Annotated in this window: 23 protein-coding genes; 21 read left to right on the forward strand and 2 right to left on the reverse strand. The window is 33.4% G+C overall.

What is annotated here, in order from left to right; translation table 11 throughout:
- Window positions 1-255: 255 nt before the first annotated feature.
- Window positions 256-777, forward strand: coding sequence for a hypothetical protein (locus OZP07_RS15480; protein WP_281635804.1), 522 nt, complete (start codon window positions 256-258; stop codon window positions 775-777).
- A gap of 87 nt (window positions 778-864) precedes the next feature.
- A complete protein-coding gene (locus OZP07_RS15485) occupies window positions 865-1,761 on the forward strand; it encodes an IS982 family transposase (RefSeq protein ID WP_281635207.1) in 897 nt (298 codons plus the stop codon).
- 178 nt (window positions 1,762-1,939) lie between these two features.
- Here OZP07_RS15485 and OZP07_RS15490 read toward each other — a convergent pair whose 3' ends face one another.
- A complete protein-coding gene (locus OZP07_RS15490) occupies window positions 1,940-2,947 on the reverse strand; it encodes an IS110 family RNA-guided transposase (protein ID WP_281635805.1) in 1,008 nt (335 codons plus the stop codon).
- 259 nt (window positions 2,948-3,206) lie between these two features.
- Here OZP07_RS15490 and OZP07_RS15495 point away from each other — a divergent pair, with 259 nt between their 5' ends.
- From OZP07_RS15495 to OZP07_RS15550, 11 genes are all read left to right on the forward strand, one after another.
- Complete coding sequence (locus OZP07_RS15495) at window positions 3,207-3,665, forward strand: hypothetical protein (RefSeq protein WP_281635806.1); 459 nt, start codon at window positions 3,207-3,209, stop codon at window positions 3,663-3,665.
- Window positions 3,666-3,897: 232 nt separating this feature from the next.
- Window positions 3,898-4,077, forward strand: coding sequence for a hypothetical protein (locus OZP07_RS15500; RefSeq protein WP_281635807.1), 180 nt, complete (start codon window positions 3,898-3,900; stop codon window positions 4,075-4,077).
- A 273-nt stretch (window positions 4,078-4,350) separates the two neighbouring features.
- A complete protein-coding gene (locus OZP07_RS15505; protein WP_281635808.1) occupies window positions 4,351-4,791 on the forward strand; it encodes a hypothetical protein in 441 nt (146 codons plus the stop codon).
- A 692-nt stretch (window positions 4,792-5,483) separates the two neighbouring features.
- Window positions 5,484-6,305, forward strand: coding sequence for a hypothetical protein (locus tag OZP07_RS15510; protein WP_281635809.1), 822 nt, complete (start codon window positions 5,484-5,486; stop codon window positions 6,303-6,305).
- 171 nt (window positions 6,306-6,476) lie between these two features.
- A complete protein-coding gene (locus OZP07_RS15515) occupies window positions 6,477-7,115 on the forward strand; it encodes a M949_RS01915 family surface polysaccharide biosynthesis protein (protein ID WP_281635810.1) in 639 nt (212 codons plus the stop codon).
- A 200-nt stretch (window positions 7,116-7,315) separates the two neighbouring features.
- Window positions 7,316-7,807: a hypothetical protein gene (locus tag OZP07_RS15520; RefSeq protein ID WP_281635811.1), complete on the forward strand. Its 492-nt coding sequence runs from the start codon at window positions 7,316-7,318 to the stop codon at window positions 7,805-7,807.
- Between the two features lie 802 nt (window positions 7,808-8,609).
- Window positions 8,610-8,999, forward strand: coding sequence for a hypothetical protein (locus tag OZP07_RS15525; protein WP_281635812.1), 390 nt, complete (start codon window positions 8,610-8,612; stop codon window positions 8,997-8,999).
- 156 nt (window positions 9,000-9,155) lie between these two features.
- Window positions 9,156-9,815 carry a DUF4304 domain-containing protein gene (locus OZP07_RS15530; protein WP_281635813.1) on the forward strand — a complete coding sequence of 220 codons (660 nt, stop codon included), beginning with the start codon at window positions 9,156-9,158 and terminating at the stop codon, window positions 9,813-9,815.
- A gap of 928 nt (window positions 9,816-10,743) precedes the next feature.
- Window positions 10,744-12,105 (forward strand): IS110 family RNA-guided transposase, encoded by a 1,362-nt coding sequence (locus OZP07_RS15535; RefSeq protein WP_281635814.1) that lies wholly within the window; start codon window positions 10,744-10,746, stop codon window positions 12,103-12,105.
- Window positions 12,106-12,148: 43 nt separating this feature from the next.
- Window positions 12,149-12,718, forward strand: coding sequence for a hypothetical protein (locus OZP07_RS15540; RefSeq protein WP_281635815.1), 570 nt, complete (start codon window positions 12,149-12,151; stop codon window positions 12,716-12,718).
- Between the two features lie 301 nt (window positions 12,719-13,019).
- Window positions 13,020-13,163: a DUF3995 domain-containing protein gene (locus tag OZP07_RS15550; protein WP_281635816.1), complete on the forward strand. Its 144-nt coding sequence runs from the start codon at window positions 13,020-13,022 to the stop codon at window positions 13,161-13,163.
- Between the two features lie 26 nt (window positions 13,164-13,189).
- Here OZP07_RS15550 and OZP07_RS15555 read toward each other — a convergent pair whose 3' ends face one another.
- Window positions 13,190-13,951 (reverse strand): response regulator transcription factor, encoded by a 762-nt coding sequence (locus tag OZP07_RS15555; RefSeq protein ID WP_281635817.1) that lies wholly within the window; start codon window positions 13,949-13,951, stop codon window positions 13,190-13,192.
- Window positions 13,952-14,097: 146 nt separating this feature from the next.
- Here OZP07_RS15555 and OZP07_RS15560 point away from each other — a divergent pair, with 146 nt between their 5' ends.
- The 8 genes from OZP07_RS15560 to OZP07_RS15595 all read left to right on the forward strand — a co-directional run bounded on the left by OZP07_RS15560 (window position 14,098) and on the right by OZP07_RS15595 (window position 24,411).
- The gene (locus OZP07_RS15560) at window positions 14,098-14,814 is read left to right on the forward strand and encodes a DUF3667 domain-containing protein (protein WP_281635818.1); all 717 of its coding nucleotides are present in this window, start codon (window positions 14,098-14,100) and stop codon (window positions 14,812-14,814) included.
- A 4-nt stretch (window positions 14,815-14,818) separates the two neighbouring features.
- Window positions 14,819-15,010 (forward strand): hypothetical protein, encoded by a 192-nt coding sequence (locus OZP07_RS15565; protein WP_281635819.1) that lies wholly within the window; start codon window positions 14,819-14,821, stop codon window positions 15,008-15,010.
- Window positions 15,011-15,159: 149 nt separating this feature from the next.
- The gene (locus tag OZP07_RS15570; RefSeq protein WP_281635820.1) at window positions 15,160-17,463 is read left to right on the forward strand and encodes a DNA topoisomerase 3; all 2,304 of its coding nucleotides are present in this window, start codon (window positions 15,160-15,162) and stop codon (window positions 17,461-17,463) included.
- A 148-nt stretch (window positions 17,464-17,611) separates the two neighbouring features.
- Window positions 17,612-18,100 carry a DUF6265 family protein gene (locus OZP07_RS15575; RefSeq protein ID WP_281635821.1) on the forward strand — a complete coding sequence of 163 codons (489 nt, stop codon included), beginning with the start codon at window positions 17,612-17,614 and terminating at the stop codon, window positions 18,098-18,100.
- A 176-nt stretch (window positions 18,101-18,276) separates the two neighbouring features.
- Window positions 18,277-20,406, forward strand: coding sequence for a TonB-dependent siderophore receptor (locus OZP07_RS15580; RefSeq protein WP_281635822.1), 2,130 nt, complete (start codon window positions 18,277-18,279; stop codon window positions 20,404-20,406).
- A 69-nt stretch (window positions 20,407-20,475) separates the two neighbouring features.
- Window positions 20,476-21,669, forward strand: coding sequence for a PepSY-associated TM helix domain-containing protein (locus OZP07_RS15585; RefSeq protein ID WP_281635823.1), 1,194 nt, complete (start codon window positions 20,476-20,478; stop codon window positions 21,667-21,669).
- Between the two features lie 186 nt (window positions 21,670-21,855).
- Window positions 21,856-22,041 carry a hypothetical protein gene (locus OZP07_RS15590; protein ID WP_281635824.1) on the forward strand — a complete coding sequence of 62 codons (186 nt, stop codon included), beginning with the start codon at window positions 21,856-21,858 and terminating at the stop codon, window positions 22,039-22,041.
- Window positions 22,042-22,083: 42 nt separating this feature from the next.
- Window positions 22,084-24,411: a TonB-dependent receptor gene (locus tag OZP07_RS15595; RefSeq protein WP_281635825.1), complete on the forward strand. Its 2,328-nt coding sequence runs from the start codon at window positions 22,084-22,086 to the stop codon at window positions 24,409-24,411.
- The last annotated feature ends 42 nt before the right edge of the window (window positions 24,412-24,453 follow it).

A 24,453-nucleotide genomic window follows, 5' to 3' on the forward strand; every position in this document is an offset into this window, starting at 1 on the left:
ATATTGGAAGGCGGAAAAACTTTGCGCAATTGGAATAGATAATTGGAATAGAGTTTCTGCCGTGCTTATCGTTCGTGTCACAACACCTCCTAACAGCCGTTACACGAGATTTGGGCATTAGGCTGAATTTAAAGATGGTTTTGTACTTTGGAAATTTGTGCATATCCGAAAAAACTCGCATCTTTAATCCCAAACCTCGTGTAGCGCCAAGACGTTAGCCGTCAGTTTAGTAGAACGCAGATATAACAACAAATAATGAAGAATTATAAATCAGTTTTCTTAGCATTTTTTACATTAATTTCTTGTAACCAAATAGTAAATCACAAAGAAGACAATCTGGATAGCGTAACAACAATTTCGGAAAAAAAAGTTGAAATTAAAAAAAATGATAATGCTGAAATTTCTAAAAATAGAATCGATACAATTGTAGTAAAAAATCAAACTGCAATTATTATCGAACCAACGGACAAGCAAATTGAAAAACGTAAAAAAGAAGTTGGTGAGGAAGATTTTTATATTGGAGCTGACGATTATATGTGGTACTTGAATGAGTCAACTGAAACTTTTCGTAAAAACAAACTGAATGTTTTAAACATTAAAAATGGTAAAACAATCAAGTTTGAAATGGAGAACGGAAATAATGCAATTTTAGAATTAAACGGACAAGACGAATTATGGCAAATATATTTGTTTGACCCAAAATTGAAGCCGAAAAAAATCGATATGACAGATTCGGAAAATGAATACAAAACTTATTTCAAACCTGAACTCGATTAATAATTTTGGTTGAAAATTTTGTAGAAAAAGGTAAAATTTAGTATATTTAAATTTCTGACAATTAAATATTTAACTAAACTCTACCTTATGATTTGTTTTGATAAAATTACAGATATTTTTTCTATTGTTGATGAATTTTGCAAAGATTTTGATAAAACCACACAGTCTTTTCTGCTAGGAAAACCTTCCAAACGTCCTTCGATTATGTCAAAATCAGAAGTAATTACAATTTATTTACTTTTTCATTTGAGTGGTTTTCGCTGTTTCAAGCATTATTACATTTTTTATGTCCAAAAGCATATGCAAAATGAATTTCCTAATACAGTTTCTTATAATCGCTTTTTAGAACTAATGCAAAGTGTTCTTTTGCCAATGACAATTTTTGCCAAAACCTGTTGCTTAGGCAATTGCACAGGCATTTCGTTTGTAGACTCAACACCAATTAGAGTTTGTAAAAACAAACGAATCAGTAGAAACAAAGTTTTTAAAGGTATTGCCACTACAGGGAAATCTACAATGGGCTGGTTTCATGGGTTTAAACTCCACATCATCATTAATGACAAAGGAGAATTGTTAAGTTTTGCTGTAACTCAAGCCAACGTAGATGATAGAGAGCCACTGAAAAATGAGGGCTTTTTGAATGCTATTTTCGGAAAACTATTTGGTGATAAAGGATATATAAGCGAGAAACTCTCTCAATTATTATTTGTTGATGGAATCCAATTAATTACAAGTATTCGAAATAATATGAAAAATAGTTTGATGGAAATGAGTGATAAAATTTTACTCCGTAAACGTTCAATAATAGAAACGGTTAACGATGAACTTAAAAATATTTGCCAAGTTGAACATTCTAGACATCGTTCATTTACCAACTTTTTGTCAAATCTTATCGCTGGAATAATTGCTTATAATTTTCTGCCTAAAAAACCTTCTTTGAAATACGAAACGATTAAAACTAACCAATTGGCTGTATTTTATTAATCGAGTTCAGGTTTCAAGTGAAAAAACCGAACGGCTAACAGGCGTTTGGCGAGATTGCGAATTATGTGGTAAATTCAAGTTTACGTTTCGCAAGAAATTTTTAATTTAACCGAAAATAAACGGTTCCGAAGCTCGCAACCTCGCATTCTATGGCAAAATCCAAGTAAAAAATGCTAAATTACGCTGCAAATTTTTTAATGTTGACATAAGGTGTTCCGCGGTTAATGGTTGCAAAAATTCGTCCTAATAGTTTGCATCTTATATTATTTAAAACCAACATTTTTGATTTTCCTTCGGCTACTTTTCGTTCGTAATATTGTTTAAGTTCTGTGTCGTGTTTTTTGCTGTTTAAAGCGCACATATTCAGTAACGATTTTAGTTTTTTATCTGCCAGATGATTGACCTTTGTCCTTCCTTTAATAGAACTGCCCGAACTGTATTCAAATGGAGCCACTCCTGCATAACAAGCCACTTGTCGCCAGTTTTCGAAGGACTGAAACGATTTGGTAACTAAGATAATATACAAGGCAGTTTGTGGTCCAACTCCTGGGATACTTTGGATGAGTTCATTCTGCAATTTGAGCTGCTCATTGGATTGAATGATTTCTTTCATTTTCTGTTCAACTTTTTCGATTGCTTTTTGAAGCTGTTTAACAACTACTTTGTTAATTTTTAAAACATCATCCATAGCTTCTTTGGGGATGTAGCCGATTCCTTCACTGGTACTTCCTATGATACGCAGGGTTTTAAGTAGTTTTTCACGCTCTGTAAAAAGTAATTTAAGTTCCATTAATGATAACTCTGGAAGCTGTGTTAATCGTAGCTTGTGCAAATGTGTTAAGGCATAAAACGCAATATCCTTAGAGTCATTTTTATCAGTTTTCCCTCTGGAGATTCCTTTACTGCGTTTGATTTCAATGGCTGGAATCATCCAATAATCGATCTTGTACTGAGTCAAATAACATCCCAAAGGAAGTGAATAAACACCAGTGTCTTCAAAACTAACCAATACGTTTTCCAAAGCAATTTTCCGGCTGTTTAATTGCTTTACAATCTCTTTAATCCCTTTGACGTCATTGCTTACTAAAAAGTGAAATGTTTTCTTTCCTAATGGTTTTTCAAGAAAAGTAACATCTAATTTTAACTTAGAAACATCAATCCCTACAAAAAATAAATAGTTTTTCATACATTTGATTTTAAGTGAAATAAAAAGTTGAATTTGCTTTAAAGCCTTTATTAGACCCGTCGTCTATCATTCTATTTGAAGCCATTCAACAAAACTCAAGGAGGAGCAGAAGACTAATGCGAGGTATGGATCATGAGTCTGGCCAAGCGCGTAGTTCACTTCTGCTTTCCTTTGAGAAATTTACAAAATTTATGCTTTTACAAAGTAAAGGCCAAGCGCCGGAACGTTAGTGGCTATTTTGCAAACAAAAAAAATACTAATGAAAAAAATAATCTTCTTGACATTCATACTAACACTTGTTTCTTGTTCAAAAGAAAGTAAAATCTATTACGAATATGACGGATTAGTAGTTACTCGATTTACAGATTATCCAAAGGACTATTTTTTATTAGGGAAACACCAAAATATTTCAGACACTTTAAATTCAACATTTATTAAATCTTCATTTAGTGGATTTAATTCTTCAATGGATGCGTATATGGTTTTCCGACCTGATAGAAAAATAGATATAATTCGACTTGATGCTTCTTTTGAAAAATTTGGTGCAAATGATTCAATTAACCTAAAAGAGTTCAATAACAACACTAAGTTGGCAAAATGGGAAGATGATGCGAAATTGAATTTTAAGAATATAATTCGTTTATCAGATGTACTAGAACTAGAAAAAAAACGAAATTTAAAATATAAAACAGAAGTAATAACGAGCTACGAAAACTAAAAAAAACAGCCACTAACAGCCGTTACACGAGATTTGGGCATTTGGCTGAATTTGAAAATGGTCTTGTATTTGGAAGATTTGGCAAATCCGAAAAATAGGCTTAATTTAATCCCAAACCTCGTGTAGCGGCGGGACGTTACTGGAGACTTGTGCCGAAATTACGCAGAAGAAAACAATTAGAAAATAGGCGTTTTGATTCCGCAAGAAAATTTAAAAAGCAGAAGCGTGAAAATTGGAATTTGAAAAAGCAGAAAACCGAAAAACGTTGCGCCGAAAATTGCAAACCGAAAAGCAGAAACGTCAAAATTGGAATGTGAAAAGCAGAAGCGTGAAAGTTGGATTTGCTGACAGAAACTTAAAAAGCGGAAATGTGAAAATTGGAATCGAAAATAAAAATAGAAGAGCAAAATAATAAGCCGAAAATTACGAACCGAAAAGCAGAAACGTGAAGGTTGGAATCTGCCAACAGAAACGTGAAAAGTCAGCGGTTAAATTCATAATTTCGGTCAAAAACAAGCCTCCAGTAACACTTGCTACAAGAGATTTGGGCATTTGGCATAATTTAAAAATGGTCTTGTACTTGGAAGTTTAGGCAAATCCGAAAATAAGGCTTAATTTAACCCCAAACCTCTTGTAGCAAGGGAACGTTATGTGCTAGTTTGACAGAACGCAACGAAAAAGAATTATGAAAAAAATTTTGCTACTATTGTTAATCATTTTATTTCAAAGTTGTTGGATTTGTCCCGAAAGACATAATTTAGAATTTGATAATAATACTAAAATCATCAAAGTATTATCTGAAGGATATTACTTTGAATCTATTAAAATAACTGAATATATTCCAAAAGAGGGATATGTTGAATTTATAGATTCAAATTATGTTGAAATTAAACAAAAAGGTAAATTGTTGAATAATCTCATAGATTTTCGAAACTTAAATAATAACTATAATATTAAAGGAATAGATATTGAAAAAATACTATCGAAAAGGGAAATAGCATTTGAAATTATGGTCAAAAATCCAAAATTAAAAACAGAAGATGAAGATTCAAGGTCATTCATTTATTTCGTCACAGATAGTCTAACAAAAGGCAAATTAATTGCGGAATCAAATGGCTGTAAATAAAACCAGCACATAACAGCCGTTTGTAGCGATTGGGGTTTTAGGCTGAATTTAAAGATGGTTTTGTACTTGAAAAGTTTGTGTTTAATGGAAAAACCTCGCATCTTTATTCCCCAACCGCTACAAGCGCCAGAACGTTATGCGTAATTGGCAGTAGACTACGGAGTTTCTTGCACAATGAATTTTCGGGATATTTTTTTTGTGATTTTAAAGAATAAAGCATTTAGGCTTCAAGTCTTTCGATTGGGAATCGTAGAAAGTTCACTTTCAATACGTTTGACAACGTACAAGACTTGGCTAAGTTATTAAAAATAAATGACAAAGTCAATACATAGGATAAATCATTTAGTTTCACTAACTTAAAATCACAAAAAAATAGAGCCCTAAAAGCCCATTATTAACTTCGCCTAGCAGGTTTGCTAAGCACAATAAATAATTTGGTTTCATTGATTTTGATTGCGGTTAGAAAAGATAAGATAGTCTATCCAACTCCGTTACTGAGTAAAAATATAGATTGTAAATAGATCAGTAACTACGCATAACACGGGCTAAGCAAAATGCCTTCCGCTTCTATGGATAAAATAGTACAAATTAAAAAATTTGGCTATTTTAGCAATTATTAGTGAAGCGGGCTAAAGAAGGCACTTCGCCTAGCCCGATCACGTTGGTGGCAATAATTCACAAATATCACTAAAATGAAACCATTAGAATTCTCACACATATTTGTTATCGAAAGTTTGCGTCCAGAAGATGAGCTTACAGGAACCAGATTGTTTAATCGAGCGATATATCCTGGAATGGCCAACAAGAATTTGGAAGCTAACTGTGACCATATTACCGTTGTTTCCAAGCAGGATTTTTTTAATGCAATTTCAAGTATAAGAACCAAAGTAATATCAGAGAATATTTCTCCGATAATCCATCTTGAAATGCACGGCTCGAAAACTGGATTACAACTCACTAGTTACGAAAGAATAACTTGGGAAGAATTGCAACCAATATTGATTGAACTAAATGTTCTATGCAAGAATAATTTATTCTTAACAATGGCTACATGTTTTGGTGGCTACATATACAACGCAATATCTCCAAAACTTCAAGCTCCTTTTTGGGGATTTGTTGGACCTTTCGATAAGGTTGATGAAGATGAAGTTTTAGCAGACTTTACAAACTTCTATTTTGAGTTTCTTAATACATTAGACCTAAATGTCGCTGAAACTGCTCTACATAGACAAAATGCACCAAATGCTTCAAAATTTAGATTCCAAAATACTGAATTTGCCTTCAGAAAAGTCTACAACAACTATGAACAAAATCATTTAACTCCTGAACGCATTGAAGAAAGACTTATGCAAGTAGAAGAAGAATTCCGAAAAACTAGAGAATATCAGGATTGGTCATCCAAGAAGATTAAAGACTTTGCCAGAAGTATAATTGTGGATCAAAATGATGCAATTAAAGAAAGATTGATGACGCGATTCTTTATGCTAGATATATACCCAGAACTAAGAGAATAATTAATATTACTGCCACCAACACTTGCTACAAGAGATTTGGGCATTTGGCTTAATTTAAAAATGGTCTTGTATTTGGGAAGTTTAGGCAAATCCGAAAATAAGACTTAATTTAATCCCAAACCTCTTGTAGCAAGGGAACGTTAGTGGTTATGCTAGAAAATGAAGAACTTTATGAAAATACCGAATAAAACAAAACTTATCTTCTTTTTAGTTTTCTGTTCTTTAAAAATTATCGGACAGAATAAAATTGCGGTTACTAAAATTGATATAAACAAAATTCCAAAAGAAGTTAAATATAACGGTAAAGTTAAAAACGTAATAACTTGGAATGACAAATTAGGCGAAAACTTTGTCTTGACTTGTGAAACAGGAGAATTTAAAACCAAAAACTCAGAAAATGACGGTCGTGATTCTGAAATTTACGCATATCATTACATTCGTTCTAAAAGCGGTATTAAACAGAATTGGAAAATATACGATTTCGTAAAGGATTGTCCTGTCGATATTGAAGCTAGTTTCTTGAAAAACACATTGACTATTACAGACTTAAACAATGACGGAATTGGCGAAATTTGGATAATGTACAAAACCGCATGCACCGGTGATGTAAGTCCTTGCGAAATGAAAATTATAATGTACCAAGAAAAATTAAAATTAGCAATGCGAGGTCAAAATCGTGTAAAAGTTTCGGATAAAGAATATTATGGTGGAAATTACACTTTTGACAAAGCATTTAATGAAGCCCCAAATTATTACAGAGATTACGCAAAAAGATTGTGGAATAAAAATATAAATCAGAAATGGCAATAAGCACAACCACTAACACTTGCTACAAGAGATTTGGGCATTTGGCTTAATTTTAAAAATGGTCTTGTACTTGGGAAGTTTTGGCAAATCCGAAAATAAGGCTTAATTTAATCCCAAACCTCTTGTAGCAAGGGAACGTTAGGCGTCACTTTAGCGGAAATCGTGAAAATACATTTTGTAATTTCAATATAACAAATTGAAAAATGAAAAGAATATTATTGATTTTAATGATTTTATTGTTTCTTAACTGCGCAAAGAAAGTGGAAAAAGAGAAAAGCTTTGAACCAACTATACTTCTAAAAGAAATAATTAAAAATGAAAGAGTTAAAAATATAATTTGGGATTTTAGACTCACTAATATTGAAATTAATCGAAGTGGAAAACAAAACAAAAAATATGAAGTATTTCGTAACGAATTAACTGAAGAAGAATTAATACAAATCACAGAATGTGAAATTCCTTTGTTACGCTGTATTGCTTTTAAAACTTTAGTCGAAAGAGATTACATAAATATTAGAAAAATATTGAATAAACATAAAAATGACAATGATTTAGTTAAAGGACATTATTACGACGTACTTAGAAGCGAACAAGTTAAAAGCTTTATGTTAAATCAATTAAGTCCATTTTCGAATTCAGAATTTAAATTTTCAAAAAAAGAGTTTACGAAACTACAAGATGAATTTTATAAGTAGAAATTAATTACACGAAAAAAAGCGAACGCCTAACAGCCGTTACAAGAGATTTGGGTATTTGACTGAATTTAAAAATGGTTTTGTACTTGGAAAATTTGGCAAATCCGAAAGATTACGCATTCTTAATCCCAAACCTCGTGTAGCGCCAGAACGTTATAGGGCAGTTGTGCCGAAATTACGCAGATAAAAACAATTTGAAAATAAGCATTTGTTTCCGCAGGAAGTTTACAAAGCAGAAGCGTGAAAATTGGAATGGAAATGCGGAAACTTGAAAGTTGGAATGGAAATGTGAAAGCTTGAAAAGCAGAAGCGTGAAAGTTGGAACTTGTCTACAGAAACTTGAAAAGTAAATAATTGAAAATAATAAACCGAAAAGCAGAAACGCAAAAATTGGATTTTGCCAACAGAAGCGTGAAAGTTTTAGGTGAAAAACCGTAATTTCGACAAAAACAACCGCCCTATAACACTTGCTACAAGAGATTTGGGCATTTGGCTTAATTTAAAAATAGTCTTGTATTTGGGAAGTTTAGGCAAATCCGAAAATAAGGCTTAATTTAACCCCAAACCTCTTGTAGCAAGGGAACGTTACCTGCTATATCACATAACCAAAATGAGAAAAACATTTCTAAAATTTCATATAATTTCAGTTTCGTTCTTAATTGTAAATTTTTTATGTGGAAATTCTTTTGATATAAGTTTAAATTATAGAATTACATTATTTGTCAAAATATTATTTTATTTATCCGGAATAGTTTTGTTTTTCTTTAATCTTAAACCATTTAAAAAAATTGCGTTTTATTTTTTGTTTTATCTTATTTCTCCCCTTTTACTTTTCTTTTCAATACTAATTGACGGAATTTTTGGCGGAATCTTAATTTCATTTTTTGTGTTTTTCATCTCACCGCCCGACGTTAGATTTCAAGATGAAAATATTAAAATTTATAAAGTTCATAGTGGATTGCTAGCAGGTTGCTGTCAATATGAAATTACTCAAAATGAATTCTTGCTTTTTGAGAAAAAAATTGGAGAATTTAGATTTGAGGAAAACCTACAATTCGAAAAGAGCAAAATAAAATATAACGACAAAAAACTAACTATAAAAATGTTACTGAAAGAATACAACGCAGAAACTGAAAATTACTATGCTAAAGATTCTGTGATTAGTATTCCGCTAAAAAGATACAGCAGGTAACACTTGCTACAATAGATTTGGGCATTTGGCTTAATTTGAAAATGGTCTTGTATTTGGAAGATTTGGCAAATCCGAAAATAAGGCTTAATTTAACCCCAAACCTCTTGTAGCAAGGGAACGTTGTGCGATATTTTGAACCGCCGTAAATCATAAAAAATGTTAGATATAAATGAATTCATAAATGCAATTTCAAAGTCCGTAGAGGAAATATTAGAAACGCAATTAAATATATTTCAACCTAAAAATGAAATTGAAGACTATAAAAAGCTAATTTCTATTATAACTTTCTCTATTATTGAATCAATTGATAATCCAATTAATTTACAAGAAAAATTAATTGTGATTGAAAATGAATCGTTTACAAAGCATTTAAATACTGAAAAGCTAAAAAACATATCTATCTTGTTGATAAACGCAAAAAATCAGCATCACTTTAACTTGTACAATAAAGCTAGAAAAGAAAAAAGAGAAAAAATAACTAAAGCATTAAAAGAAATTACAATTCCTTTTTTAAGAGCCAAAGGATTTAAAGGTTCATTCCCGAATTTTAAAAGAAATAATAACAATGATGTTCATTTACTAAGGTTTCTTTTTAGTCAGTTTGGTGCCCAATTTGCAGTTGAAATAGCAAAATCTAATATTGACAATAAAAACATATCATTTTTTAATGGACACCGATTAGGTAGTGAAAAGAATAAAAATGATTATTGGTATAATTATGAAAACACCGAAATTACTGAAGATATTTTTAACTTTAGGGCATCTGAAGTGATTGAAAATTGGAGTGAAGCTGAAAATTGGTGGACTGAGAATTAAAAAACATCGCACAACAGCCGTTACACGAGATTTGGGCATTAGGCTGAATTTAAAGATGGTTTTGTACTTGGAAAATTTGGCAAATCCGAAAATAAGGCTTAATTTAATCACAAACCTCTTGTAGCAAGGGAACGTTATGCGTAATTGGCAGTAGACTACGGAGTTTCTTGCACAATGAATTTTCGGGATATTTTTTTTGTGATTTTAAAGAATAAAGCATTTAGGCTTCAAGTCTTTCGATTGGGAATCGTAGAAAGTTCACTTTCAATACGTTTGACAACGTACAAGACTTGGCTAAGTTATTAAAAATAAATGACAAAGTCAATACATAGGATAAATCATTTAGTTTCACTAACTTAAAATCACAAAAAAATAGAGCCCTAAAAGCCCATTATTAACTTCGCCTAGCAGGTTTGCTAAGCACAATAAATAATTTGGTTTCATTGATTTTGATTGCGGTTAGAAAAGATAAGATAGTCTATCCAACTCCGTTACTGAGTAAAAATATAGATTGTAAATAGATCAGTAACTACGCATAACACGGGCTAAGCAAAATGCCTTCCGCTTCTATGGATAAAATAGTACAAATTAAAAAATTTGGCTATTTTAGCAATTATTAGTGAAGCGGGCTAAAGAAGGCACTTCGCCTAGCCCGATCACGTTGGTGGTAATCCCTCATAGTCCGCCTGCCTTACCTCCCGAAGCTAACGGCCATTGCATAAAAAATCAAAAAAACATAAATTAGCTACGCTCATTGCAAGGCCGATTTGTAAACTGTTGCGTAATAGCACGAGTGTAATCCTGGTTGGGAAGTGTGTGATACCTCCAGTGGTGGTACATTTTTTTTGTAACCCCGATTAGAATATTTTATTTATCCGAAAGAACTTCCTCTTTGAGTATTTTTTTAATTTAAATGTTCAGAATCAGAATGAAAGAACAAAATCAAATTTTGATGGAGATTGTCAATCCTCAAGCAGCAGGAATAGACATCGGAAGCAGGAGTCATTTTGTAGCTATTGGTCAAAAAGAAGAACACGTAAGAGAGTTTGGTGTTTATAATGAAGACCTCAAAGCAATATCAGATTGGCTCAAAGGAAATGGCATCCAAACTGTAGCAATGGAAAGTACAGGCACTTATTGGCAAGCATTATATGCTGTTTTGATAAACGATGGTTTTCAAGTGATATTGTGCAATGGAAAATTTACCAAAAACATCAAAGGAAAGAAAACCGATGTACAAGACTGCCAATGGATACAAAAATTACATTCCATAGGCCTATTATCTGGAAGTTTTTTGCCAGATTTACAAACTGAACAACTCCGAACTTATTGCCGACACAGAGCCGGTTTAATTGATGTTGCTGCTGACACAAGCAAGAAAATGCAAAAATACCTTCGTTTACTCAACCTTCGTCTGGATATAATTGTTAAAGATATTTGTGGTTTGACAGGACTTAAGATGATAGAAGCCATTTGTAATGGCGAAACTGATTCTCAGAAATTAGCCTCCCTGAGAAACGGAAACTGTAAAAAAAGTGAAGCAGAAATGCAAAAAGCACTCCAAAGCAACGGCCGTAAAGATTATCTATTTGCCCTAAAGCAGGAATACCAGATGTATCAAAATCTGCAAAATCAGATCAAAGACTGCGATATAGAAATAAAAAAATTACTTCAAGACCAGATTGACAGCAGCAACAATAAAAAGCAACATTACACGGATCCGAAAGTTCATAAAAGAGTTAATAAAAATACACCTAAAAATATTGATTTAAACCTCATTGGCTATCAATACTTCGAAGGAGTAGATTTATTAAAGATAGAAGGATTCAGCCATCAAACCTTACTTACATTAATGAGCGAAGTGGGGTTAGAAGGGATTAAAAAATTCGGTACAGCCAAACAATTTGCAAGCTGGCTCAGACTTACTCCGAACAATAAAATAAGTGGCGGAAAAGTACTCAGTTCTCGCGTGCCAAAAGGGAGTAACCGCTTGAAAATAGCCCTGAGGAATGCTGCCAATGCCATCGGAAATTTAAAAGAATCAACACCTCTGAGAGACTTTTTTCATCGAATTAATTTTCGAAAAGGAAGAGTATCTGCCATAAGCGCAACAGCAAGAAAATTAGGTATAATCATTTGGAATATGATTGTAAAAAACACCTCCTACTATAATCCGGAAAATTACTTATATTTAGACGAAAAAAGAAAACTAGCGGTACAAAGAAGAATACAAAAACAAATGGAAAAACATCAATTCAAAGTCGATGATTTTAACTTTGTAACAATTTAGTTTTTAGATATTTACAAAAACGTTAGTTAGAATAACATACGAAATGAGAGAAAATTCAGTCTTAAGTAGAATGTTTTGTATATTATTATCTTCTCTTTTTTTGATTAGTTGTGAAAATTCAACTCAAATAAAAGAAATTGAAATATTAACTTATTTTGATAATGCAAGAGATTTTCAAACTTATTCGAGCATTAACAAAAATGGATTTGCAGAAACTTTATTCAAATCAGAAACATCTAAAAAAATTGATAATTGTCAAATGAGAATACGCAAAAGTTTATTAGATTCAATAATTGCAATTTGCAAAAATAAAAATGATGAAGATTTTATCTTTAAGAATTCAAAGCAAATACTATATTGTGGATTATCGAAAAATATAAGAATAACATATGAAAATAGAAAAACAATAACTTTTGCGTATCCATCTGCAAACAATGAAAACAAACAATTTTTTCTATTTCAATCTTTGTTAAAACAAATCCAAAATGATTCTTTAAAAGCAACACGTCTAAATTTAAATCAAATTGGAAAAATATGCACAAAACAAGAAGAATTTTCAAATATAATATTTAAAAAAGATTCAATATTTCTTATGAATTATTTGAAAAAATAGCGTAAAATTACTACTGCTAATCGAGTAGACGGATCCGCCCCTAAAGGAACGGTGTGCGCCTCTCACACCACCGAGCGTCACGTACTCGGCGGTTCGCAAAGAGATGGGTTGAGTTCGATGTAAACATCGGTTAAGGATTGATAGCCACGGTGTTTGAGGCGTTTCAAAGTGATGGTGGTACTCAAAATCGGACTCTGTACAATTGCCCAGCCCCCTTTTCTCGTTCGGCTAAATACATAGGCATGACATACCACAATGGCTTTATAAATTCGGGCTCTGGATTATTGCAGGAATTTTTACATTGCGGGCAATTGGAGATTTTAATTATGTTGGTTTTTTCAAAAAAATCAAGCTGGCCAAATTTGGCAAAAATGACACAAAATATTTTTCTCCTTTATGTCTGATAATTGGAATACTGACACTAATTTTAGAATTGATCAAATAAAAAACAGCCAAGATTGGATTCAAAATTCAGATAATCTTATTATCTATCGCAAAAGAAAGTGCTTCGGTAAAATTTTTAACATCAAAAATTTCAAAAATCTTTCTTCGGTAATATTTTATCGTATCGGGTGAAACAAACATTTTTTCGGCAATCTGGTTTATCGTTAATCCTTGGGCATACAAACGAAGTACTTCCAGTTCTTTGTCTTTAAGTTTCGATTTGTCTTTTACAATCCAGACTTCGTTTGATAAATCCAATTCCCAAAAAACTGCCGAGCCTTCTTTGTTTATAATAACATTCCCAGCATTTTTATTATGAGAAACCGACACTAAACACAATGATTTCCAAACTGCCCCTTTTTGATCAAGAAAAAGCGGTGTCAATTTATGGTTAATGAGAATTGGTTTATTGTATTTCCCTTTTAAATGAAAGTCATACGAAATACTGTATAATTTTCGCTCCTCATTATTTGGCAGTTTATCATAAAAATCAAATCCAGCATTGTTGATTGTGTTCAATAACGCTAAATCCTCTTTGTAAACATTTTTAAAATAAAATTCATACCCCATTTCAAGTACTTCTTCGGATGAATAACCGCATAAAAACAAAGGAGTATCTGAAACATATTCGAATTTCATTTTCTCATAATCGATCACATAAACACTTTGATACGTTATTTTTGCAAAAGATTTTACCACTTCCAAATAATTGCTCAGCTGAAGTTTGTCTTCATCAGTGACTGCTTTTATTTTGTTTCTGTTGAGCAATGAGTGTTTTTCATTTTCCATTTTATAAAAGTAGTAAAAACTACACAAAAGTGTAAAATGAAATTAAAAACGATTCGCTTTTTTTGCTTGGAACTTTCACTTTTTTGGATAAAGAAAATCTTCATCCGAATCCGATTTAAAATAATTACCTGATAATTAAAAACAAAATGACCTGTAAAAACTGCAATAGCGAGATAAATCACAACTTTTGTCCAAACTGCGGACAGCCGTCAAAACTAAAAAGAATTGATGCACATTATATTAGCCACGAAATTGAGCACGTTTTACATTTTGACCGCGGTATTTTATTCACCATCAAAGAACTTTTTTTAAATCCAGGACAAAATATCAGAAACTATATTTCCGAAAACCGAAGCCGTCTGGTTAAACCGGTTATCTTCATAATTTTAACATCCTTAATTTATACGCTCATAAGCCATTTTTTTCACATTGAAGATGAATATATTAAATACGAAGGTTTAGATAAATCTGCATTTGTCAAAATTTTAGGCTGGCTTCAGGCAAATTATGGATATATGAATATTTTGACTGGCACATTCATTGCAATTTGGCTAAAAGTGTTCTTCAAAAAGTATGGTTATAACTTTTTTGAACTACTCATAATGTTATGTTTTACAATGGGAATTTCTATGCTGATTTTTGCTTTTTTTGCCATTATAGAAGGCGTTTTTCATTTTAAATTATTGAGCCTCGCAGGAATGATTGGCATGATTTATTTAGTATGGGCAACAGGCAATTTCTTCGAAGAAAATAAGATAACTAATTATTCCAAAGCATTAATCAGTTATTTATTGGGAATGATAACATTCTTTATTCTTACATTAGCAATAGGAATATCAATTGACTTACTAACAAAACATTAAAACCATGGAAAATAAAAAAATACCGTCATTTGCATTTGCCATAGTAGCAATTATTTTAGGATCGGCATTGTTCAAGCATTTTAATTTTGAAGATATGAGTTTTCAAAAACCGCTGTTAGACGCACTATACTTAATAATTTTTGTATTCTCAATTTACGCTCTGATCAAAAGCCGCAAAAACCGAACTGAGAAATAAAAAATAGTTATAAACAGCAAATCATTGAAACGGATATACTAAATGCGATTGCTTCGTTCCTCGCAAATAACTTACACAACTCAATAAAAAATTCATTTCAATACCAAATTCTAAATTCCTAATTTCGCCTTCAAATTAAGAAGAGAAAAATGAAGGTCTGTATTGCCGAGAAACCAAGTGTAGCACGCGAAATTGCATCCGTTTTGGGTGCCAATACCAAGCACGATGGCTATTACGAAGGCAATGGTTATGCGGTGACCTACACTTTCGGGCATTTATGCACCTTAAAAGAACCGCATGATTACAAACCCAACTGGAAAAGCTGGGATCTAAACAATCTGCCGATGCTTCCTGAAAAATTCGAAACCAAGGTGGTGCAGAATTCGGGAATCCAAAAACAGTTCAAAATCATAAAAAGTCTGTTTGACAAAGCCGAAGTGGTCATCAACTGCGGGGATGCCGGACAGGAAGGAGAACTCATTCAGCGCTGGGTGATGAACGAAGCGCAATACAAAGGCGAGATACAGCGCCTTTGGATTTCGTCCCTAACCACAGAAGCCATAAAAGAGGGTTTCGAAAACCTGAAACCATCCGCCAATTACGACAATTTATACTATGCTGGATTTTCCAGAGCCATTGGTGACTGGTTATTGGGTATGAATGCCACTCGTTTGTACACTGTAAAACACGGCGGTTACAAACAAGTGTTATCTATCGGACGCGTACAAACACCTACGCTGGCAATGGTTGTGGACCGTTTTAAAGAAATCGAAAACTTTAAGCCACAGCCCTACTGGGAACTGCAGACCTTATACCGAGAAACACTTTTCAGTTATGAAGAGGGCCGTTTTCTAAAAAAGGAAGATGGAGAAATTCTGGCCGAAAAAGTTAAGGAAAGTGATTTCGAAATTGTTTCTGTCGAAAAAAAGAATGGTAACGAATATGCTCCAAAGCTTTTTGATTTAACGGGTTTGCAGGTATACTGCAACCAGAAGTTTGGTTTTTCGGCAGAAGAAACACTCAAGATTGCGCAGACTTTATACGAACAAAAAGTAATTACGTATCCAAGAGTTGACACGACTTTTCTGCCAAATGACATTTACCCAAAAGTACCAGGAATTCTAAAAAATCTGACGAATTACAGTCAATTAACTCAGTCGGTTTTAGAAAAAAAAATAAAAAAATCTCCGAAGGTTTTCAACGACAAAAAAGTAACAGACCACCATGCAATTATTCCAACGGGAGTGCAAAACAATCTGCCGTACAACCAGCAGCAGGTTTATGATATTATTGTGAAGCGTTTTATCGCTGTGTTTTATGACGATTGCTTGGTTGCCAATACGACTGTAATTGGGAAAGCGGCCGATGTTACTTTTAAAGCCACCGGAAAAGAAATCTTGAAAAAAGGGTTTCGCGTAGTTTTCGAAGATCCGAATGCCAAAGAAAAAGAAGCCGATATATTACCAAGTTTTACTGTGGGGGAAAAAGGTCCGCACCAGCCATCCTTTCTGCAGAAAGAGACCAAACCGCCCAATCAGTTTACCGAAGCTACTTTACTGCGCGCCATGGAAACAGCGGGCAAACAGGTAGATGATGAAGACCTGCGAGAACTGATGAAAGAAAACGGAATTGGCCGTCCGTCAACTCGGGCAAACATTATTGAAACGCTTTTTAAACGCCAGTATATTGTCCGGAACAAAAAACAGGTACTACCTACCCCAACCGGAATTCAGCTGATTGAAACCATTCAGAATGAATTAATAAAATCGGCAGAACTTACCGGTTCTTGGGAAAAGCAGCTGAAAGATATTGAAAAAGGCGAATTTACTGCTGGTGCATTTATCAAAAACATGAAAAACATGGTCGAAGCTCTGATCTATGAAGTGCGGAGCGAGACCAGACGCGCCAATATTTCACATGCTGCAGCGGTTCATAAACCAGCTGTAAAAGCCGAAAAAAAGAAAGCCGATGGAATTTTGGCGGAAGCCTGCCCAAAATGCCAGAAAGGAAATATCCTAAAAGGGAAATCGGCCTACGGATGCAGTGAATACAAATCGGGCTGTGATTTTGTGATGCCGTATGTCTTTGAAGGTAAAAAAATTTCCGAAAACCAATATTTACGGTTGGTCCAAAAAGGATCAACTGTAAATATAAAAGGCTTCAAATTAGATTCTGAAACCGTTGAAGGCTTAATCCGTTTTGAAGAAAATTATAAACTTAAATTAGAACCAAAGAAAACGGAACCAAAAGCTAAAACAGCATCCGATTCAGATTCATTGACCTGCCCAAAATGTAAAAAAGGAACTATTCTGAAAGGAAAAACCGCTTATGGCTGTGGTGAGTACAAATCCGGCTGTGATTTTAAAGTAACTTTTGACGAAGTCAGAGCAAAACTAAAAGATCAAAAACCAACGAAAGAATTGGTTTACGACATTTTAACGAAAAGTGTTTAGATTTATTTAACCGCAAGGAACGCAAAGGAAGCGCAAGGAACGCAAAGCTTTGCGAACTTAGCATAATTCTTTGTACCCTTTGCGGTTTAGAACGCAAACTATTTTTCATAAATTAGCATATCCAAAATAACACCTAAACACTCACAATATGTTTCAAAAAGCAACTCTAACACTTCTTTTATTAGCCATTGTTTCCTGCAAGAACTCTGAAACTGCAGAGAAAGACCAAATAAAATCTGCCAATTGGTTATTAGGGAAATGGGAATCCAAAATCGATGACGGCGATCTTTCAGAAAACTGGAAACAAGTCAATGACAGTACTTTTCAAGGAGAATCATTTTTCATTAAAGGAAAAGACACCTTGCATTTTGAGTCCATAACACTGCAGCAAAAAGGAGAAGAATTATTTTATAACGCCACTGTAAAGGGACAGAACGAAAACAAAGCAGTTCCTTTTAGACTAACGTCCAAAACTGAAAAACAATTGGTTTTTGAAAATCCAAAACACGATTATCCTCAAAAAATCATTTATACACAAATAAGCAAAGACAGTCTTGTTGCTTCCATTTCGGGAGTCCAATTAGGCAAACCAAGCGCAGAAAAATTCGGAATGAAAAAGGCTGAGTCAGAAAAATAACAGTCTTAATTTTACAAAAAAAGAAACCTTACCTCAAAAAGTAAGGTTTTTTTGTTTTATAAACACACGTAAATCACATACTTATCTTTTTTATTTGTAATTAATCTAAATAAACATTGTTAAATTAAGTATAATTTTTACATTTGCGCTGTTATTTTAAATTAATCTAAATAAAAATGAAGAATGTAATTTTAATCTCCACCATTATGCTTTTTTCAATAGCTGGTTATTCCCAGCAAACTGCTAAAGACAGCATAAGTAAGTTAAATGAAGTACACATCACCAACAAGTACAAATACAAAAGAGAAAAAAGCACTACCGTTTCCAAAATGCCTCTAAAGGATATTGAAAACCCACAAGTTTACAACACCGTTACAAGTGAATTATTGAAAGAACAAGTGGTTACAAACCTTAACGATGCTCTTAAAAATGCAACAGGTATTACCCGTCTCTGGGAATCTACAGGCCGTGGTACTGATGGCGCTGAGTATTTTAGCATGAGAGGTTTTGCAGTACAGCCTACAATGACAAATGGATTGCCAGCTGTAACAAATGCAACAGTAGATCCTATAAATGTTGATAATATTGAAGTAATGAAAGGACCGTCTGGAACTTTATACGGAAGCAGCTTAATCTCTTACGGCGGGCTGATTAATATTGTAACAAAAAAACCATATGATTTTTTTGGAGGTGAAATAAGTTACACTTCGGGAACTTATGGGCTTGACAGAGTTACGACAGATATAAATGCTCCCTTAGGCCAAGGATTTTCTGTTCGCCTTAATGCCGCTTATCAAAATGAGAATTCATTCCAGGATGCAGGATTCAGTAAATCTTTTTTCTTTGCTCCTTCTTTGAGTTATAAAGTAAATGACAAATTATCATTCTTAGTAAATACTGAATTTTCAAGCAGAAACTCAGCAAATGCTCCAATGGTTTTCTTAAATAGATATGTTCCTCTATCATTCCATTCTATGGATTTATTCGAACAAAATTATAAAAAATCATATACTTCAAATGATTTAACGATTAGCAACCCTTCATTTAATATGCAGACTCAGATGTTTTATAAAATATCTGACCAATGGACTTCGCAAACAGCTTTATCAAGAAGTACAACTAAATCTGAAGGTTATGGTTCTTATCTTTGGGATGGTGGAGATGGAGATCATTTTGGCAGATTCGTTAATGAAGCAAACAGCCAAACCAATACTACTGACATTCAGCAGAACTTTATTGGTGATTTCAAAATCGGTTCTCTAAGAAATCGAATAGTAGTTGGACTGGATTATTTTGGTTCAAAAATCCAAAGTGGAGGTTCTGGCTGGTTAGCCAATGGAGTAGTATCACTTAAAGACCAAACTGATACCGGAGATTTAACTCAAGGCGGTATTGACGGAATACTAAAAGGATCTTTTCAAGGAAATTCAACGGCCGAAACACAAGTTTTAAGTGCTTATGCTTCAGATGTTCTTAATGTAACAGATCGTCTTTCTGCAATGGTAAGTTTAAGAATTGATAATTTTAAATCTATTACAGGAGACGAATCAAATGATCAAACAGCATTGTCTCCTAAACTTGGAATAGTGTATCAAGTAATTGAAGATAAGGTTTCATTATTTGGAAACTATATGAATGGTTTTACTAATGTATTGCCAAAACAGATTACAATTGGCAGTGAAACAAGTGTGAGATCATTTGATCCTGAACATGCCAATCAATTTGAATTTGGATTAAAAACGAATTTATACAAAGACATCATTTCTGCAACAATAAGTTATTATGATATTGATGTAAAAGACAAAGTAATAACTGATCCTGTCACCTTTACTAACTTTATACAAGGCGGAGCCGTATATAGCAGAGGTTTTGAAGTTAGTCTTACTGCTAACCCAACCAAAGGTTTAAACTTAATTGCAGGTTTTAGCAACAACAAAAGTGAGATGACAAATGAAGTGTTTGAAGGCTCAGGATACTTAGACATGAGACCAGAAGAAGCAGGTCCAGAAACATTGATAAATTTTTGGGCAAATTATGCATTTCCTGAAGGCAGTTTAAAAGGATTTGCTCTTGGATTTGGAGGGAACTATGCTAGTGAATATGCAACTCTAAATAGGTCAAATATTGGGACATTCGAATTACCAAGTTACACTATACTAAACTCTGTACTTTCATACAACACCAGTAAATTCGGTATCTCTTTAAAAGCCAATAATCTTTTAAATGAAAAATATTATTCAGGCTGGTCAACAATAACGCCTCAACGTTTAAGAAGTGTATATGCTGGTTTAACTTATAAATTCTAGTATTAGAAATTAGCATTGATTTTTAATCAGACTCCTCATTTCGATGGGGAGTTTTTTAACGTATTGCGAATGAAAAGTAAGTTCAAAAAAACGATCGGAAAACTGCATTTATGGCTCGGACTATCAACGGGTCTCTTGGTATTTATCATTGCTATCACCGGCTGTCTGTATGTGTTTCAGGAAGAAATCACAAATTATCTTCGAAAAGATGCTATTTTTCATAAAGAACAAAATATAGCTTCCAAAAAAATACTTCCATTAAAAATTCTGGAAGATAAAGTAAACGCATTTACCAAGGAAAAATATCCTGTGCATTGGGCAAATATTCCAATGGATAAAAGCAGAAGTTATATTTTTTACTACTACGAACACAATACCGAAGCATGGAATTTCTTTGATGAATATGTAGTTTACAAATCCGTTTATGTAAATCCTTTTACAGGTAAAATTCTGGGTGTTTACGATGAAACTGCGGATTTTTTCAGCATTATTAAATCGTTACATTACAGCTTTTTGCTAAAATCCGAATGGGGAACCTATGTTACAGGCATACCGACATTGATATTCGTTTTTATGCTCATTTCAGGCATAATTCTTTGGTGGCCAAAAAACAAGAATGCCCGAAAACAGCGTTTTTCTTTTCAATGGAGTAAAGTAAAAAACTGGAAAAGAAAGAATTATGATCTGCACAACATTTTAGGATTTTATGCTTCTTCATTAGCTTTTGTGATAGCATTTACAGGATTATTTTATTCTTTCTTTTTTATCCAAGCCATTCTATATATTACATTTTCCGGCGGAAGTTTAGCCTATCCTGATTTTTCACATATTAAAACCAAAGCTCCTTTAGAAGCAAGAAATGACTACACTCTAGACAAAATCGGCAAAAAAGTCGAAGAATTATATCCAGATGCTTTTGCGTACAGTTTGGATTTTGGCCACGAGCACATTGATGATCACGAACATCCAAATTATTCCGTTTTTGTCAAACAATTGTCTTATTCGTATCATGTTAACCACAGTCTGATATTCGATGAAAACTCGGGCGAACTACTTCATGTTCATTCGCATAAAGATAAAAATTTAGGAGAGAAAGCAGTAGCAGCAAATTATGACATTCATGTTGGAGCAATTTTTGGATTTCCTGGAAAAATTTTAGCATTTATTCTTAGTTTAATCTGCGCTTCACTTCCTATAACTGGATTTTTGATTTGGTGGGGACGAAAGAAAAAGAAAAAAGAAACAAATCCTGTAATTGAATAGTAATTAAAACTTTCTGAAATACATCTCAGCATCAAAAAACGCAGTTGAGACTTGAACAATCCAGTTATTACAGACTGGATTTTTTTAGGACAAATTAAATTATTTTTATTAATTCTAAATAAAAATAATTTGCTTGAAATTAATAAAACACAGACTTATGATAAATAACTTTTAATTCTATACATCATGTTTGATTATACCATATTAATATTAGAGAAAGTGAGTTTTGATACGCTGCTCTTTTCAAAGGAATTACAAAAGGCAATCCATACTTTGACACCGTCAGATATTCAGAAATTAGAAAAATGGTTTATCGATTATTCTCAGTCACATACAGAATTAGACCAATTCAAAACTTATTTTTTGAATTAAATTTTTTCAGCTAAATAAAAATTAAATAAAATCTAAATTATAATGAACAATTCAAAACTTCGAATAAAACATTTAATTCTTGTAATCTGCTTACTTCTCTTTTCGGCTGTTAGTCTTTTCGCTCAGCAGAATCACGGAAAAATAAAAGGAATCATAACTACCTCAGACGGACAGCCAGCCAGCGATGTAAATGTGGTTCTAAAAGATTCAAAATACTTTACGATTACCAATGAAACGGGTAATTTCGAATTTAACAGAGTAAAAACAGATACTTATACACTGCAGGTTTCGTTAACGGGTTACGAATCCATTGAAAAAGAAGTAACCATTACAGAACATGAAACAGCTGCACTTAATTTACAGCTGAAAGTTTCCAACAAAGAATTGCAGGAAGTTACCATCAACAGCAGAAAAAGCAGAGTTTCTAAAAAAACAGATTACGTTGCCAGAATGCCTCTGAAAAATCTGGAAAATCCACAGGTTTATAATCTGATACCCAAAGAACTTTTCCAAGAACAAATTGCTGTTGATATTGCCGGTGCCATGAGGAATGCGCCTGGTGTAGTACCGCTTAATTATCCTTCCGGCGGATTTGCGCTTATAATGAGAGGCTTTACTGTTGGTATTAACTCGCGAAATGGTATGGAAACATTATCAGGACGCTCTTCTGTAGGCATTGCCAATGTTGAACGCATTGAAGTTCTAAAAGGCCCTTCTGGAACTTTATTCGGGTCTTCGGCATCATCTTTTGGAGGTGTAGTCAATTTGGTTACCAAAAAACCTTTTGAAACTGCGTCAACAGAAATAGCATACACTGGAGGAAGTTTTGGTCTAAATCAGCTTACAGCCGACATAAATACACCGCTTACAAAAGAAAAAAATGTACTTTTTAGACTAAATGTCGGGGTTAATAAAGAAAAAAGCTTTTTGGATTATGGGTTTAATAACAGCCTGTCCTTCACTCCCAGCCTTACTTTTAAAGCAACAGAAAAACTTACTTTTAATGTTGATGCCGAATTATACAATGTTAAAAGTACTAAGCCTTTATACCCAAGTGCAGTAGCTGCATCTGGCATAACAAATCCTGAGGATGTAAAATTGGATTACAAAAAATCACTGGTTCATGAAGATGCTGATGCCAAATCATCTGCTTCAAAAGCATTTGTTCAGGCAGAATATCAGATAGCTGACCATTGGAAATCGACAACTTTATTTTCTTATGTAAGCGAAAACGTAGAATACAGTTATCAGGTTCTGCCAACATGGACTTCGCCGACAGTTGTTACTGCACGTGCAACCGTTTTTGGACCAATATCAAGTAATTATACCAATATTCAGGAAAATATAAATGGTGAGTTCGAAACCGGAATCCTTAAACATAAATTTTTAGCTGGTTTCAATTACAGATACTATAGCGATACTTTTTCGTCAACGCCAACTTCGGCAGTAATCAGAACGATTGATGTAACTACAAATTTTGCTCCAATCAGAAAAAAAGAAATCGATGCCTTGCTAGGAATTCCAGCAATAAGAGCTGGAAGAAACGAATATACTGCCAGCGGTTATGTTTCGGATGTAATAAGTTATGCTGACAGAATCTCGGTAATGCTGAGCCTTCGTTTAGATAATTTTGACCGTAAAGAAAGCGGTACCACACCAGCGTACAATCAAAATTCATTATCTCCAAAATTAGGCGTAGTTTATCAGGTTATTAAAAATCAGCTCTCAATATTCGGAAATTATATGAACGGTTTCCAAAACTTAGCACCAGTAAATCAGCCAAACGGTGAGCAGTTAATATTAGATCCTCTTTATGCAAATCAATACGAAGGAGGTATAAAAGCAGAACTTTTCAATAGAAAACTAAGCACCACTGTTAGTTATTATAATATTACAAATGACAATGCTGTAATGAGATATACTGATTTGACATACGAACAAGGCGGAAAGCAGGTAAGCAAAGGATATGAATTTGAACTGATTGCAAACCCAATTCCTGGTTTAGACATTATAGCAGGCTATGGATATAATGACAACCGCATTGTAAAATCCACCACTTTTCAAGGCAATAAAGCAGCCGATGCTCCTGAAAATATGGTAAACTTTTGGGCTTCTTATAAATCGCAGAGTATTTTAAAAGGTTTAGGTATTGGTTTTGGCGCCAATTATGTGGATGAAAGTTTCATGGCAACCAGCAATACCTTTTACATTCCGTCATATACCATTTTCAACGGTACCGTTTTTTATGAACAGCCTGCGTGGAGAATCGGAATTAAACTGAATAATCTAACGAATGAAAAATACTGGAGTACTTGGGGAGCACCGCAGGCTCCTACGAACTTTTTAGCAAACTTAACATTCAAGTTTTAAACCGATTAAATTTTATAAAACACCTCAATCTATTAAGCTATG

The organism is Flavobacterium marginilacus (genome assembly GCF_026870155.1).
In the GTDB taxonomy this organism is placed as follows: domain Bacteria; phylum Bacteroidota; class Bacteroidia; order Flavobacteriales; family Flavobacteriaceae; genus Flavobacterium; species Flavobacterium marginilacus.